Origin of the sequence: Pseudomonas viridiflava, assembly GCF_900602065.1 — a bacterium.
Taxonomy (GTDB): domain Bacteria; phylum Pseudomonadota; class Gammaproteobacteria; order Pseudomonadales; family Pseudomonadaceae; genus Aquipseudomonas.
Genome location: NZ_UWFN01000119.1, coordinates 74,491 through 90,588, shown reverse-complemented (window position 1 = coordinate 90,588; position 16,098 = coordinate 74,491). Strand labels below are relative to the sequence as shown.

The following is a 16,098-nucleotide window of genomic DNA, read 5'->3' as shown; positions in this document are numbered from 1 at the left end:
CCCCCGATAAGCTCCTTTGCTCTTTCAACCCATCGCCCTGTGAGGCGATGGGTTTTCATTGCAAAAGGAACTTGTCATGTCATCCACAGATTCCCCCTGGTTTTATTCCGAGTCGCTCAGTTCGCGATTTCCTCTGGATATTGCCGATGCGCTGGAAGCCGGGCGCATCACCGACCAGCAGGCGCGGTGGCTGGAGCTACTCGTCCAGCCCGGTGACGACCAGACGACCCCGCCGCGAGTTGATCGATTGACCCGCGGTGACGACGGCCTGATACACGCTGAACTGGCGGGTGCATTGCTAATCAGCGACGCCACGAATCTCACCCCCGAGGTTTATCTCTGTAGTTCTCTCAATGGCGTAGAGAGGTTTAGCACTCGTCAGGCACTGGTGGCCGGGTTAACCGCGCGGTTCGGTTTGCAAAGTGGCGACCCGGCACAATTCGAATACGAGCAGATCGAAGGCGAGGTGTCCGGGCACCGGATGCTCTCGATCATTGATCAGCAGGCACAGCAGCTTGAGCAGCTGTCTCGTTGCCTGCAGCTTTTGCCGTCACTGCGCGCCGCCATGGGCGAAGCACTGAAACAAGAGGTTGCCACTCGTTTTCCCGGCTCGCAGCTCAATCCGCTCACCCATATCGCGCAGATCAAGCAGGTTGAGGACGGCACACAAAAGGGTGCCATTCTGGGCACGCAGACGCTCGTTGATGTGGCAATACGGGGTTTTTGTGGCACGCCGTTGATCAGCGGAATACGACAGCAATGGCTGGACATCAAAGGCAATGAGCTGACGGGGGAAGCTGCCAGCTCATGGCAACGAGCGGTCACCAGAGCTTCAGGCGCTCTGGCCGGTGTCTATGAAAACCTTCTGGATAATTACTGGCGCGCCTGGGTAGCGGACGGCATGACCCGTCGTGATGTGCTCGGTCAGGCATTCATCGGTTGTTTTCGACAGTATTTGCTGAGTGCTCGGCAAGACTGCACGGTCACCGCTGCTGAATACGCCGAGCTCAAGACTCTGTGTCAGGCCGATGGGCGAGTATCAGACAGCGTAGAAATGTCGCGGGTTTCGGTCGCGATAGCCGATCAGGAACCGCTGAAGCTGGCGGGCGTCGTGCTGATCGGATTCACCCCAGAGCCGTTGTCGGATATTTTTCTGTATTGCGCTAAACGCGGCTTGCGAAGGTTCAACAGCGTAGGCGCGGTGGCTGAGCATTTCTCCGGTATCGAGGGCCGCCCCGAAATATTCGACTATACGTCGCTCAACGATGACAACTTGTTGCGCGCTCAAGGCGCGCTTCACCTAAGGCTGGACCCGGTGAGCAAGATTCCACTCATAAGGCTCGCCGATTCAGTGATTGCACTGCAAAAGCGCAACCTTGCCGACATCCTGAAATCTGCCTTCAAGTCCCCCGCTCAAGCCTCGGTATCCCTTGAGGTTGCACTGGATATTCGCTATCTGATTGACCCGCGTCTGGTCATTGCCGGTGAGACAACGCAGTGGAACGAGGCACTGGCTGGCTCCGAACAGCTCTGGACCCGCTTCAGTTCACCGTCGAGAATCTCCGCGTTGGGTATCCACATCCAGGACGCCAGCAAGGCTGCGCCCCTGCTATGGGCTACCTACCTGCGTGATGCACGCATGCGGGTCGACAGTATTTTCGACGCTCACCCAACCGTTTCTGAATGCGCTCGCAGACTTCTGAATCGCTATTTTTCGGTATTGCACGGTGGCGTGGATGCCCAGCGCATGTGGTTTCGCGATGACGATGGCGGCGTTGTGAGTTTGTCTGTGCTGCTTCTCGACCAGGTCACCGGGCATCGCGGAGCCAAGGTGCCTGAGTATTGCAAGGTTTACGTCGATCCACCTGATTCTGCTTACGCCAGGCAACTGTCGTGGCTGACGCCGGAATTGCTCGATCACGTAATGAGTCGTGCCCGTCAGAGCTTTGCCAAGGAGTACCTGGATCAGGTAAGGGCATTTTATGGTTCGCAATTGCGGGTGCGCGGTTCCAGAGTGATTTCGGCTAATGCCTCTCGCCTGATTCAGGAGGGGCTGATCAGACTTGCCCTGAGCATGCACCGCTCATCCACCGAGGTGGGTAAAAATGCGCTGGATATGCTTGAGCAAGTGCTGGACCGACCCCTGTTCAAGCTTCGTGAGCGATTTGGTTTCGAGGCCGTCGAAGTGTCCATTCCTTATCTGGTTTACGACAGCAGTCAGCCACCCTTGCAACTCACTAATGTGTTCGTCCTTCAGCAGCCCCTGAAAGGCGACGGTAAACCGTTGCTATGTTCTGCGGTGCTCGGCCTCATGGAGTTTGAAAGCATCAGCGCACTCCAGCTCGAACTCAATGCCAGGCTCGCGTATCCCGGATCCCGAGACCGATGGCTGAACCTGCTCGCAGAATCCGATAAACCCGTGCTTCAAGCATTTTTCAGTCGCACCGCAATACCGTCCCTCACCATCAATCTGGCCAGGGTCGACGAGGATTTCATCGAGCGTATCGTCGCGGATGAGCTGAGCAGACAATGCCTTGGTATCGAATCAGCTTACCGCACGGCTGTTGACTGGCAGGCCGATGCCGGACTTCTGAAAAGAATGCTTGCTCCAGTGGCGTCGGACGATAAGTCACGAACAGTCATTGATACGTTGTCCTGTCGACTTGAGTTCACCTTGTTGCAAAGGCTCATGCCTGATTGGCTGAGTAAAGCCCCCGAAAGCGACCTGGTAGCATTCAGACGGCTATTGATGCGTTTTTGGCAGCTCTACACCTCCCGACAACGAGTGGTTTCTCTTGCATCGCTGGATCAATACACCGCGGCACAGGTCCGCGAGCGGTTGCAAAAGGATTTCCCCGCCGCGCAGCTGGACCCAGAGCAGATATTGATCACCCTCACGCACTACAGCGCAGCACCGGTGGGGATAGGGCAGATACCTTCGTCGATTCCTGCGGCGACCAGCACGGTCAGCGAAAACCTGTCTGATTTCGCGATCAATCGCTTTTCCAATTTTCAGGACGCATCCCTGAGTGTTTCAGCCAGCAACGCGACATCGTTGCCTGCTTCGCTGGATGCTATCTATGTGCGCAATATGGCCCGAACTCTGGATATCGGTGCGGGTTATCAGCAATACCTGAAGGGCAAATTCAGTGACACCTCGCCGGACTACCTTGAACGACTCGGTCAGTTTGTAGAGCAGGCGCCATGTGCATTGCTGCTGACGGCTTTCCAGTTAAAGCTCCAGGGCTTATTGACCAGCACCGCTTACGGCTTTATCGAAAATCTGATCAACATGCCGGATGGGTTCGCCCGACTGCCTGTAGACGGGAAAGCGATCATTTTCAGCCCGCTGCAGTTGGTGCCTGCTGCTGGCTATCTGCCGGATGTCGCCGCGGGGATTTATCTGATTGGTCCGCAAGGTGAGGATAAGGGCCCATGGATTTTGCATGTTGTTGCCAGCGCGGCTTACACCTTTAAGGAGTATGCCAGCCAAGAGGCATTTCTTACCGATTTGCAGACCAGTACCGAGTTGCAAGCCCTGGTGCTGGAGCGTCTGGATCCGAGCGTGCGTTTTGTCTATCAGCGAGGAGGTTTTCTGACACCTCGGCTTTCCTGGGTCACAGGCGGTTTTACCGATTTGGGGGACTCTAACCCAGGCCCGGTGCACTTGAAGGTCGAGGCGGTTCAGGAAAACTTCCTGTTAAGCCTGTTTCGGGCTGCGCAGGAGGTGATGCTGCTGATGGCCAGAAAAAACAGCGTGAGTACGGCAGAGGCCGACCGCGCTGATTGGCATCATTTGATGTTACTGGGCGTCGAGCAGTCGCTGACGTTTTTACCCGGCAGGGTCGGCGGGCTGGTGGGTTTATGGCAGGCAAAGGATTTATTACATTCATCGCTGGACTCAGCCCAGGATAAACAGTGGGGTGAGGCTGTTGCTGAATTTGCGGCGGCCTTGCTGGTGCTGATTACTACGGGTCAGCAATTGAACGAGGCCTCCGTGCAACTTCAGGAAGGCGACAGCGACCCTGATGATGTGTCCGAACATCACTGGTATGACCCGCAAATGCAGCAGGATCTGGAGGTCATGTTGCGCGAGTTTGAGGTGCATGATGTTTCTCTGAGTCAGTTGGAAAAAGACAATACACGTCATGTGTTCAACAGTCCTGTCACCCGCAAGCAATACGCCGCGGTGTCCGGCAGGGTCTACGAGGTGCGTAGCGGACCCGGTGGCTGGCACGTTATTGCAGGCGGAAAAGAGGGGCCTCAGATCATTCTTGATGCCCAGCAACACTGGATGTTTGGCACGGGCGTTGGCAGGCGGCGTAACGGCGGGGCGCTGACTCGACTCAAGACTGACATTATTGACTACAACGTGGACAATATTTTTAACGTGCAAGCGCGTGGGGTGGCCGAGATCCAGCGGTTGTATCCGCTGAAGTCTACGCAACTGGTCGAAGCTCATCGGCAGGCCAGGGTCTACCTCCGGAACGCCCTAGATAATCTGACTTTACGCTCCCCCAGTCGTGTTCTTGATCCTCGTGTCGAGCAAATTCTTAAGGATTTCTTTGGCGTCAGGGCTTTAACTAATGCGCTTGTCATTCCCGTTAAACTGGCGATCACTGATATTTATCGACTGCTACTCGACCCCACGCTTTCTCCGCATTCATCACCGCGTTACGTGACGGGCACCAACAACATCGAATCCCGGCTTGTCACGGCATTCACTTACACCGATGATCCGCTGAAAAGAGTGTTTCTGAGTGAGCGCTTTTTCGGTACGCCGTTTGTGCGCCTGAAACCCGCGCAATCGAGGCTGGGTGGATTTAACGTCGGCGTCCATTTCCGTGGAACGGCGTTGATTCATGAGCTGTCCCACATGGCCGGGAAAACGGAAGATATCGCGTATCTGGACTCAGACCGACCGTATTTAGACCTGCTCGAGGATGTGGGTGAGTACCGCATGGGCCTGAAGAGGGAGCAGGCCAGAGTTCAGAGCCGGCTCTCGCATCTGACCCCTCGTGATAATTTGTTCAAGGTGGAGGAGGAGGACGGGACCGTGCGCGACCTCAAGACCAGCGATGGTGGCGCCAAGAGCAAGGTGCTGAAGTTGACTGGCGTCTCTAGCCTTGACGCTGCACGAGACATATTCCTGGACGATGCGCAGATACGCGCCAAGGTGATACTGGCCAATGCCGATTCCATGGCCTTGCTGGTGACGCTACTGGGGCGCGAACGGTTTTGACTCCGTGACATGACCTGATATGCAGCGCTGATCATAGTCGTGGGACCGGGTAAAACCGGTCCCACGCCGGCAGTATCAGATCAAGTAATGCTTCAGTTCCCTGGCAATCAGCAGCCGCTGTATTTCGCTTGAGCCTTCGTAGATTTGAGTGATGCGGGCATCCCGGTAATAGCGCTCGACCGGGTAGTCCTCAAGATAGCCATAACCGCCATGAATCTGGATCGCCTTGGAGCAGACCGACTCTGCCATCTCCGACGCGAACAGCTTGGCCTGCGACGCTTCTGACAAGCAGGGTTGGCCTGCGGTGCGTAGTCGGGCAGCGTGCAGGATCAGCAAGCGCGTGGCATTTATGCGGGTGTGCATGTCGGCGAGCATATTGGAAATGCTCTGGTGTTCGATGATCGGCTTGTCGAACTGCACCCGTTCCCGCGCATAGGTCAACGCGGCTTCAAACGCGGCGCGGGCTATCCCCAGGGCTTGGGCGGCAATGCCGATGCGTCCACCTTCCAGGTTGGAGAGGGCGATGGACAGTCCCTTGCCACGCTCGCCCAGCAGACTGCCTGCGGGCACGCGACAATTGTTCAGGGTGACGGCGCAGGTGTCCGAGGCGCGAATGCCCATCTTGTGTTCCGAGCGGTCCACTGTGTAGCCCGGATTGTCGGTGGGCACCAGAAACGCTGACAGGCCTTTTTTGCCCAACTGCGGATCGGTGACAGCAAACACAATGGCCAGCTTTGCCCGTTTGCCATTGCTCACAAACTGCTTGGCGCCATTGATGACCCATTCATCGCCGTGCAACTCAGCGCGGGTGCGCAAGTTATGGGCTTCTGAACCGGCATGCGGCTCGGTCAGGCAGAAACAGCCAATCGCACGCCCGCTGGCCAGTTCAGCCAGCCAGGTCTGTTTCTGCTCCTGACTGCCGTATTTCAGAATCGGGCCGCAGCCCACCGAGCTGTGCACACTCATCAACGTGCCAGTGGCGGCATCTGCTGCTGAAATTTCCTCGACGCCCAGTGCGTAGGCGACGTAGTCGATGTACGTGCCGCCCCATTCTTCGGGAACAATCATGCCCAGCAAACCCAGGTCGCCCATCTTGCTGACCAGCGCGTCGTCGATCCAGCCTGCTTTCTCCCAAGCCTGTGCATGGGGTGCGATTTCATTGCGGGCGAAATCGCGTGCCATGTCGCGGATCATCACTTGTTCTTCGGTGAGTTCGATATCGTGCATTGCTCAATCTCCATGGCCGCTGAAAAAACTCTGCACATGTTCGGCGCTTAGCGCCTGAGCACTGGGCGGGTTCCATTGCGGCTTCTTGTCTTTATCGATAATCAGTGCGCGTACGCCTTCGATGAGGTCGCCACGTTCAAACCATTGTTGGTCCAGATGCAGCTCCAGCGTGAAGCAGTCTTCAAGTGACAGGTGACGTCCGCGCCGCAGCATCTCAAGGGTGACGGCCATGGCCAGCGGCGAACGTGTCTCCAGCAGCGCTGCGGTACTTAGGGCCCAGCTGTGGGTGTCCAGAACGGCTACTTCACGCAGTTGTTCGATGATGCTGGGGATGTCCGGCTGGGCAAAATAGTGATCGATGGCTGGGCGAAGTTTTTCCAGAGAAGACCCCGGCAAGTGCTGGCTGGCGACTTTCGCCAGCGCGCCTTGCAGGTCCTTGAGAGGCTGACTGCGCCACTGCAGACGGTCGAGCTTCTTGTCCAGTTCTGCCAGTGCTTCACTGTGCAGGTACCAGTCGGCGAGCCCGCAATACAAGGCGTCTGCGGCACCTATCTGGGTGCCGGTGACGCCCAGATAGATCCCCAGCTCGCCGGGGATTCTCGGTAAAAAGTAACTGCCGCCCACATCGGGGAAGTAACCGATGGCCACTTCCGGCATTCCCAGACGGCTGCGTTCGGTCACCACGCGCAAATCTGCGCCCTGCACCAGCCCCATACCGCCGCCCAGGACATAGCCGTCCATGAGCGCAACGACTGGTTTGCGGTAGCGGTGAATGGTCAGGTCCAGCGCATATTCTTCGGCGAAGAAGGTCTGGTGGGTGGCCTCGCCGTTTTTATAGCTGTGGTACAGAGAGCGGATGTCTCCACCGGCACAAAACGCCTTGTCTCCGGCGCCGCGCAGGACGACGGCGTAGACGGAATCATCACTGGCCCAGGCGTCCAGTTGTGCCTGAAGGCTGCGCACCATACTTAGATCAATGGCGTTCAGATCGGCCGGGCGATTGAGCGTCAGATGGCCGATGTGATTACGCACTTGGGCCAGAATGCTGTTATCGATAAGCGGTTCGTGGGCAGGTAAAGCAGATGCAGTCATTACAAACTCCCTGTTCGTTTTTGTTTTATAGGCTGCGAGAGATGACAGTCACGATGCTAACAGTGCAAATTTGCAAAAGACAGCCGGTAAAGGTGCATAGTCCTAGGGCGTTCTTGCACGGTGCGGTTGATATCCATGATGCGTTTGTTCTTGTGTGCATATCCATTTTTGCGGTGACGGCTGACATTGGTTGCGCTTTTACAGCGCGTCACTTTTGGGGCCCAAAAGTAACCAAAAGGCTTTTACCCCACCACTCGGCACCTCGCTAATGCTCGGTGTACCCGCCCGCAGATCCTGAACCGTGGGCCGCCGCAACGGGCCATCCATGGCCCAATGCGGCTAACCCGGCGTCCTGCCGGGTTGCCCACGCTCCAGAATCTGCGTTCGGCCAGCGTGGTTTGACGGGGCGCCTCAGATCAAAATCAAACGCGCGGCGGCCTGACAGCCGACCTGATTGTTTTCGCTCGCCGGGCTTCTGTAGGAGCTGCCGAAGGCTGCGAAGCGGTGTGCCAGACGTCGAATGCGTTGGCTGTGCTGACGTCCCGCGAACAAGTTCGCTCCTACCGGTCCGAAGTAAAACCGCTGCTTTTGATCTGCTTTTGATTTTGATCTTAAGCGCCCCGTTAGACCACGTCGGCCGGAATTCGACATTGCTGTGTGGGGCAAACCGGCAGGGATGCCGGTTTAGCCGCCTCAGGCCATGGATGGCCGGTGGCGGCGGCCCCACGCAGCAAGGTCGGATTACGGGCATACCGAGCGACAGCGAGGTACCTAGTGGTGGGGCAAGAGCGTTTTGCTTACTTTTGTCTGGGCCGGCTTCCGGATGTATCAAAAGTGAGGCGCTGTAAAAGCGCAACCAATAGTCGTCATAACGCACCAACGGATATGTACACAAGATGAGCCCCCTTACTCACCACCCGGATCCGCTGGCACCTCACCGTCCTGACTGGTATCAATACTGACCACCACCGACATCCCTGGTCGCAAACGCTTCGCCAAAGGCTGATCGGGGTCTACGATGATGCGCACCGGGACCCGTTGGGAAATCTTCACGAAGTTACCCGTGGCGTTATCAGCGGGCAGCAGGCTGAACTCCGAACCTGTCGCAGGTGAAATACGCTGCACACGTCCGTGCATTTTTTCGTGACCCAGCGCGTCCACGGTGAACGTGACAGGCTGGCCGAGGCGCACATTGACCATCTGCGTTTCTTTCATGTTGGCGATGACCCAGAGTCGGTCCGGTACCAGAGCCATCAACTGCGCGCCGGAATTGACGTAAGCGCCCAGACGTACGCCGATCTGGCCCAGTTGGCCGTCCCGTGGCGCGAGAATGCGGGTATTGCTCAGATCGATACGTGCCAGTTCGATGGCGGCTTCGGCGTTGGCCACTGATGCCTCCAGCGAGCCACGGTTGACGATCACGGTTTGCAAGTCTTCCTTGGCGATATCCAGTGCCGCGCGCGCTTCGGCGATGGCGGCAGTAGCCTGGGCATCGGCGGCTCGGCTGACGTCCAGTTCGCTTTTCGAGACCGAACCATCGGTGACCAGCGCCTGGTTGCGACGCAGGTCTGCTGCCGCCTTGCGCCCTTGGGCGATCGTGTTTTCCAGAGCGGCTTTGCGCTGGGCGATGGTCGCTTCGGCGCTGCGTCGTTGTTGCAGGTTGTTGGCCAGTGAGGCTTTCTGGATGCCCAGCTGCGCCAGTGACTGGTCTAGATGTTGGCGGTAAATGCGGTCGTCGAGGCGCACCAGCAGGTCGCCCGCCTTGACGAACTGGAAGTCTTGCACAGGCACTTCATACACGTAGCCGCTCAACTGCGGGCCAATAATCGTCGTCTGGCCTCTTACCAGCGCATTCTCAGTGCTTTCCACAGGGCTGCTGAACGGCGGCAGTTGCCATGCGTAGAGCACAATCAGAATGCCGACCAGCGCCACGCTGGCAAAAATAATCGACGAGATAATGCGCGTCCGTGACGAGCGCGGCTCACTGCTGGCAGGGGCGGCGGCTGGTGCCGGAGGCGGCCCGGATGCCGCGGGTTGTTCAGAGGCCGGACTAGGCGCTGCGGTGGACGAAGCAGGAGGCGTGGTCGGTTCGTTCATGAAGGTTGGGCGCCGCTGGAGGTTACGGGAGTGGGTGTCGGCGCTGCTGGCGTACTCGCCATCAGCGGTCTGGTGGTCATTTTCAGCCAGGTCACGCGAATGGAAATCCAGACCATGGTCAGGACTGCGATCAGCGCAATGAGCATGAATACGTCGTTGTAAGCCAGAATATTGGCTTCCCGGGTGGCAGTGGAGGCAATGGCGCGTATCCCCTGGTTCGTCCTTGATGATGGGTCGGCGATGGCAGAAGCGTAGCTGGCGCTGGAACTCTGCAGACGTGCCTGAACCTGAGGATTGATCAACGTCAGGTGCTCGACTAAAACGCTTGAATGAAATTTTTCCCGCACGATCTGGAACGTGCCAAATACTGCCGAGCCAATCAGCCCGCCAAGGTTCTGGGTAATACCAAACAGGACTGAAAAGCTGACCATGTTGCGTGGGTTGGCGATCACGCTGCTGATGCCCAGCACCAGCGTCGGGCCGAGAAAGAACGTACCGCCGAAGGCCAGCAGGAACTGGCTCAGGTACATGTTCGATTGCCGGGTTACGTTGGTCGAGCCGCTGTCCATCCAGGCGCCGACGGCAATCATCGCAAGAGAAATCAGCAACGGTTTGATCAGGTGCTGCGGGTTGATCGTCCACGCACTGACCGCCAGTCCGGCGACGCTGCCCAGCAACATCACGGCATATAGCGAATGCAGTTGCTCGGAGCCCATGTTCAGGGTTTGCAGGAAGCCTACTGCGCCGATGGATTGTTCCGAGAGGACCACTCGAAACAGAATCACCGCGAGCCCCAGGCGCAGGATGGATCCGCTGCCCAGCCAGCGCGTGATCAGCAGCGGGTTAGTGCGGTTATGCTCAATGGCCAGCCCGGCGCATATGAGCCCGATGGAGGCCGCCGATGCCAGGCCGATCCAGGGTTTTTCCAGCCACCATTCGATACGTCCCAGCGACAGCACGGCGCAGAGCAGGGCGAAGCCTGTGGAAAGCAGTCCGAAGGTCAGGAAGTCGAGCTTTTCGAACGCCTTGAAGCGGTCTCCCGGTGGCAGTTTGAGCATCAGCACGCAACCCAGCGACAGCAGCGCCATGCCCAACTCGAACAGATAAATCCCGCGCCACTCGGCGATCTGCAGCAGATCCTCGGACACCAACCGGGCCATGGGGATCGCCAGTTGCGCCGTCCCCAACCCCAGCACCAATGCTTTCAGGCGCCACTTTTGCGGGAAGGCCTGAATCATGTAGTACAGCCCAAGGGTCGACAGTGCAGCGCCGACCATGCCATGGGCTGCACGCACGGCGATGGCCGAATTCAGGTCGTTGACGAACAAGTGTGCAAAGGTCACCAGCGCATAGAGCACCAGAAACAGTTCAGTAAAAGTCCGTAAGCCAAACTGCTGGCGGAATTTCACCAGCACCAGGTTCATGGAGACGTTAGTCATTACATAGGCTGCGGGAAGCCAGGCGACTTCTGCCGTAGTTGCGCCCAGTGAACCTTGCAGATAGGGCAGGTTGGCGACCACCAGCGCATTACCCAGGCCGCCGGTCAGCGCCACGATCACCCCGACCAGCGCGAATGCCCAGCGCTTTTGGGTCGAATGGAGCGGGGTGGACGGCGAACCCGGCATGGTCGGCCGTTCGTGCGGAGCCCAGTCGCGCTGAATGTATTTACTGCTCATGGGTAGACCTGGAACGGTTGTACTTCACTGTCTGAAGGTAGTCACGGGTTGAGAGTGGCGAATAAAATTCGCACACAGGACATCCATGCCCTTGGCTCACACTGAACCTGTGCAGACTGTGTGAAAACTACTGCGCTCGGCAATACTGCGTTAAAAACAGGCGAAAAATGCTCATTTAGAACACCTAGACTCCGCTTTTTCGCCTGTTTTTGCCTTGTCTTGCCGTCGCTCGCTACGTTTTCACACAGTCTGTGTGGGACCGAATTTATTCGGGAAGGCGGCGTTCCAGACGATACAAAAGCTGCCGATGTACCGGCCCCTTCGCGAATGAATTCGCTCCCCCAAGGAGTTGTGTCTGCAGCCCAGCATAGAATTTCCCACAGGGCCTGTGCGTCTTGATGGATCCCGAGAAGCTTCGCTAATGTTGCCTAAGACCCGCTCTTAAGTAATCCCGTTTCACCCGCCATCATCACATCTGCCGCATGAATACTCGCTTCACGATGCTTGAGCATCCCGCCACTGCGACGGTTAAGCACTGCGTTGATTTCCGCCAGGATCGACAATGCAACGCTTGCCGGTGTATCGCCACCCAGATCCAGGCCTACCGGGTAGTGCAGCGTCGCGAAAGCAGGTAGTCGACGAGCTTCGCTGCTCATCTCGTCCAGCAAACGCTCGGTTCTGCTGCGCGGCCCCAGTTGGCCGATGTAACGTGGTTGCAGGGCGAGTACCTGCCCCAGCCAGTGGCGATCCTGAGTGTAGCTGTGGGTCATCACCACTACGGCAGCGTCGTCGACCAGTGCTTGCATCCCGGCGAAAGGCTGCAAGGGCAGGGCGCTGACTTGATCTGCGTCGGGAAAGCGTTCTGGGCGTGCGAAGTGCGTGCGCGCATCGATCACCGTCGTGTGCCAACCCTGCAGGTGCGCCATGTTGACCAGCGGCACCGCATCATGACCCGCACCGAAAATCACCAGACGGCGCGGGGCCGGGATGTATTCGAGCAGTACCTGGATCGGGCCTGAATGGCCTTCATAGCTGCGAATCGCTGATTTTTCTGCATCCATCACTGTCTGCAAATCAGCGGCAATGGTCTGGGCCAATAGCCGATCGTGCATCTGCAGCTCAAGCTTACCGTCGGCGTCGAGTGCAACCCGCTCGCCCAGCGCTGTTGGCTGTTCACTTTCGGACCCTATGACCGTGGCCAGGGCCGCCGGTCGAGCGCTGGCCTGCACCTGCTTCAGTACTTTGATTGCCAGTGAAGGTGTCTGCGCACTGACCCGCTCGAAGAGAATGTGCACCGTGCCATTGCAGCCCAGCCCAAAGCTAAGCTCTGCGTCTTCGAGGTCATCGTCGTCCTCGCCAGTGCTGTAGGTGCGGATTACCGGTTTGCCTGAAGCCGTCAGCCACCAGGCTTTCTTGCTTACATCACTTTCCAGACAGCCGCCGCTGACGGTGCCGGTGGCGCCGCCTAGCTGAGGGATCACCATTCGCGCACCGGGGCGCCGATAAGCCGATCCTTCGACCTTGACCACCGTCGCGATGACCGCGTCCTGCCCGTCGGTATGAGCAAGGGACAAAGCCTCCAGCAGGCGGGATAGATCATTCATTACAAAACCTCGGAAATCTGTGTGCACAGCATAGAGTGTTCGGATGCAGGGTCGTCGAAAACGTTCCGTATGCAGGCGTTCAAGCCGCAGAAAATACGTGGTTGCGCCGCTCAGTCAAGACATACGAACGCGTTAAATGCTGACTGGCCAAGGCTGGCTACACTGATGGCAACTGCCTCAAGAAACCCCATTGTGCGAGTTGCCGAGGCCTGTGAGTGACGGTGTATCGCGTTCGCCGCCTCAGGCAGCTCGTCAGAAACCCTGCAAACTGATGGATTGAAATGCATTTTCTGTAGGAGCTGCCGAAGGCTGCGAAGCATTTTTCCTGACACGCCGTGATCGCAGCCTTCGGCAGCTCCTACAGATCTTATATTTGCTGCGCGACAGCGCGGTGCCATGGACACATAGGCAGCTCCTGCAGGAACTCAATTCCGGCGGGCTCTCTGCTATTGGATAACAGGCGGCGAACATGAAAACTCCCGACTACGATCACCCCATCACCATCACTTCCTGCAGAGGCACCGTCAGTGTTCTGTTCAGAGACACGCTGCTCGCCCGCAGCGATCACGCTTTGTTGCTCGAAGAAGCTAAATACCCGCCCGTTATATACATACCCCGTTCAGATATACGGATTGAACATTACGTTAGAACCGAACATCAAAGCCATTGCCCGTACAAAGGCGATGCCCATTATTTCAGTCTCGATATCCATGGGCTGCGTATCCCGAACGCAGTCTGGAGCTATGAACAGCCTTATCGAGCCGTGGCGCAGCTCAGGAGTCACGTGGCGTTCTACCCGGATCGGGTGACGTTCGTGAGTGAGTTGCCGCAGGGCTGAAAGCGCTTTTGGGCAGATGCAGGTGGCCAGTGGACCCATGTCCGTTTTTACCGGTTGCTCATAAATGAAATGCTCGACGCCGCACTCCCTGAACAAACAGGTTGCGGCCACGCCGGAGATTCACACTGATGATCAGCCCCTCACGCGAGCCTCGCCAGATTCCAGCGGCCAACGAACTGCTCAAGCGTTATCAGAACGTACGCAGCCGAACCCGTAATCTTGCAGCCCTTCTGAGCGCCGAAGACATGGTGGTCCAGTCCATGCCGGACGCCAGCCCGGCCAAATGGCACATGGCGCATACCACCTGGTTTTTCGAGACCTTCCTGCTCAGCGAAAACATTCCCGGCTACGAGCCTTTCGACCCAGCCTTCGGCTACCTCTTCAACTCTTATTACGAAGCCGTTGGCCCGCGCCATCCCCGCCCGCAACGTGGTTTGATGACACGTCCCGGGGTCGATCAGGTCATGGCCTATCGCGAACATGTCGATCGTCACATGGACAGTCTGTTGCAACGGCCGTTGTCGTCGACGTTGAGCAGCCTGATCGAACTGGGCCTCGCCCATGAAGAGCAGCATCAGGAACTGCTGCTGATGGACATCCTTCATCTGTTCAGCACCTCGTCGCTCAAGCCCGCTTATGACCTTCAATGGCCCAAAGACAGCGCCGGGCGGCGTGGCCGGTATAAGCCGCTCAAAGGCGGGCTGACCGAGATTGGTCATCAAGGCAGCGACTTTGCTTTTGACAACGAAGGTCCGCGGCACACCACTTATTTGCAGTCCTTTGAAATCAGCGATCGATTGGTCACCAACGGCGAATGGCTGAAGTTCATGGACGCAGGTGGTTACAGTCAGGCAGGGCTGTGGTTGTCCGAGGGCTGGACCATCGTCCAGGAAAACGGCTGGGACGCGCCCATGTACTGGCAACACGATGACGATCACGGATGGCGTTGCATGACGTTGCGCGGCCTTGAGCCCCTTGATCCGGAGGCGCCAGTCACGCACATCAGTTATTACGAAGCGGCAGCCTTTGCGCATTGGGCCGATGCCCGATTGCCCACCGAAGCTGAATGGGAGGCGGCGGCATTGGCAGGGCTGCTTGAGCAAGTGGACGATGTGGCCTGGCAATGGACGCAAAGTGCGTACAGCGCGTATCCCGGATTTCGTCCTGCGGCCAGCGCGGTCGGTGAGTACAACGGCAAGTTCATGATCAATCAAATGGTCTTGCGCGGCGGGGCCAGCGTGACGTCGCCCAGCCATTCGCGAGCGACGTACCGTAACTTCTTTCACCCGGAAAAACGCTGGGTGGTTTCCGGCTTGCGTTTGGCGCGGGACAGTCGCCAACCCGGTGTCGTCAATCCGCATGACAGCGAGTTCGCCCGTGACGTAATCGCCGGGCTGTCCTCGCCAGTGAAAAACCTTTCGCCTAAATATTTTTACGACGCATCAGGCTCGCAACTGTTCGAAGCCATCTGCGAGACCGCGGAATACTATCCGACTCGCGCGGAGACTCGCCTTCTGACCGACGTGGCAACCCAAATGGCCGGGTTGATTCCTCAGGGCGCTGCGCTGGTAGAGTTTGGCAGTGGTGCCAGTGACAAGACCTGTTTACTGCTGGATGCTGCACCGCAGATCGCCGTGTACGTGCCCATCGACATCAGCGCCAACGCGCTGAATCGAGCAGCGCATCAGCTCAGCAATAAGTACCCGCATTTGACGGTGGCGCCGCAGGTCGACGATTTTACCCGGGCCTTGAAGTTGCCAAGGGCGGCTGACGGTTTACCGCGGGTGGGGTTTTTCCCGGGTTCGACCATCGGCAATTTCACCCCTGAGCAGGCCGTTAAATTTCTCCGTGCGGCGCACAGTCTGTTAGGCGACAACGCACACTTCATAGTCGGGGTCGATCTGGTCAAGGACCCGCAGACGCTGGTCGCGGCTTATGACGATGCTCGAGGCGTGACCGCACGCTTTAATAAAAACCTGCTGACCCGAATCAACCGGGAACTGGACGGCACGTTCAACGTTGATGATTTCGAGCATCTGGCGCTGTGGAACGATCAGGACCTGCGGATGGAAATGCATCTGGTCAGCCGTGTGGAGCAAGTGGCCTCGGTGGCGGGGCATACCTTCCACTTCGGCGTCGGTGAGCGGCTGCATACAGAGAACTCTCACAAGTTCACCGTTGAGTCGTTTACTGCGCTGGCTGCCAGTGCCGGGTGGTCGGTGAGCCAGCATTGGGTCAGCGCCGAGCCTGAGGTGGCGCTGTTTACCCTGCACGCCTAGCGGTATTTGCCTGCCGGAAAGCCAGCGCGACGTGCGCTGGCGC

8 protein-coding genes are annotated in these 16,098 nt (G+C 57.8%); 3 read left to right on the top strand and 5 right to left on the bottom strand.

Annotated elements, in window-relative coordinates; translation table 11 throughout:
- Positions 1-76: 76 nt before the first annotated feature.
- Positions 77-5,242, top strand: coding sequence for a dermonecrotic toxin domain-containing protein (locus EE949_RS08010; protein ID WP_122663821.1), 5,166 nt, complete (start codon positions 77-79; stop codon positions 5,240-5,242).
- Between the two features lie 75 nt (positions 5,243-5,317).
- Here the strand turns inward: EE949_RS08010 and EE949_RS08005 are convergent, their stop codons facing one another.
- From EE949_RS08005 to EE949_RS07980, 5 genes are all read right to left on the bottom strand, one after another.
- On the bottom strand, positions 5,318-6,469 hold the full coding sequence (locus EE949_RS08005) for an acyl-CoA dehydrogenase family protein (RefSeq protein ID WP_122663820.1): 1,152 nt from the start codon (positions 6,467-6,469) through the stop codon (positions 5,318-5,320).
- Between the two features lie 3 nt (positions 6,470-6,472).
- The gene (locus tag EE949_RS08000) at positions 6,473-7,561 is read right to left on the bottom strand and encodes an enoyl-CoA hydratase/isomerase family protein (protein WP_122663819.1); all 1,089 of its coding nucleotides are present in this window, start codon (positions 7,559-7,561) and stop codon (positions 6,473-6,475) included.
- Positions 7,562-8,467: 906 nt separating this feature from the next.
- Entirely contained in the window at positions 8,468-9,658 is a 1,191-nt protein-coding gene (locus EE949_RS07995; protein ID WP_122663818.1) for an HlyD family secretion protein, read from the bottom strand.
- Entirely contained in the window at positions 9,655-11,334 is a 1,680-nt protein-coding gene (locus tag EE949_RS07990; protein ID WP_122663817.1) for an MFS transporter, read from the bottom strand. The genes EE949_RS07995 and EE949_RS07990 overlap by 4 nt, the downstream gene beginning before the upstream one ends.
- 428 nt (positions 11,335-11,762) lie before the next feature.
- Positions 11,763-12,938: an XdhC family protein gene (locus EE949_RS07980; protein WP_122663816.1), complete on the bottom strand. Its 1,176-nt coding sequence runs from the start codon at positions 12,936-12,938 to the stop codon at positions 11,763-11,765.
- A gap of 469 nt (positions 12,939-13,407) precedes the next feature.
- Here EE949_RS07980 and EE949_RS07975 point away from each other — a divergent pair, with 469 nt between their 5' ends.
- Positions 13,408-13,776 (top strand): DUF427 domain-containing protein, encoded by a 369-nt coding sequence (locus EE949_RS07975; RefSeq protein WP_122663815.1) that lies wholly within the window; start codon positions 13,408-13,410, stop codon positions 13,774-13,776.
- A gap of 128 nt (positions 13,777-13,904) precedes the next feature.
- Positions 13,905-16,055: an ergothioneine biosynthesis protein EgtB gene (gene egtB / locus EE949_RS07970; protein ID WP_122663814.1), complete on the top strand. Its 2,151-nt coding sequence runs from the start codon at positions 13,905-13,907 to the stop codon at positions 16,053-16,055.
- The last annotated feature ends 43 nt before the right edge of the window (positions 16,056-16,098 follow it).

Excerpts from the sequence above, each read along its gene's own strand:
- EE949_RS08010 (WP_122663821.1), top strand. The coding sequence starts at position 77 with ATGTCATCCACAGATTCCCCCTGGTTTTATTCCGAGTCGCTCAGTTCG.
- egtB (WP_122663814.1), top strand. The coding sequence starts at position 13,905 with ATGATCAGCCCCTCACGCGAGCCTCGCCAGATTCCAGCGGCCAACGAA.
- EE949_RS08005 (WP_122663820.1), bottom strand. The coding sequence starts at position 6,469 with ATGCACGATATCGAACTCACCGAAGAACAAGTGATGATCCGCGACATG.
- EE949_RS07995 (WP_122663818.1), bottom strand. The coding sequence starts at position 9,658 with ATGAACGAACCGACCACGCCTCCTGCTTCGTCCACCGCAGCGCCTAGT.
- EE949_RS07975 (WP_122663815.1), top strand. The coding sequence starts at position 13,408 with ATGAAAACTCCCGACTACGATCACCCCATCACCATCACTTCCTGCAGA.
- EE949_RS07980 (WP_122663816.1), bottom strand. The coding sequence starts at position 12,938 with ATGAATGATCTATCCCGCCTGCTGGAGGCTTTGTCCCTTGCTCATACC.
- EE949_RS08000 (WP_122663819.1), bottom strand. The coding sequence starts at position 7,561 with ATGACTGCATCTGCTTTACCTGCCCACGAACCGCTTATCGATAACAGC.
- EE949_RS07990 (WP_122663817.1), bottom strand. The coding sequence starts at position 11,334 with ATGAGCAGTAAATACATTCAGCGCGACTGGGCTCCGCACGAACGGCCG.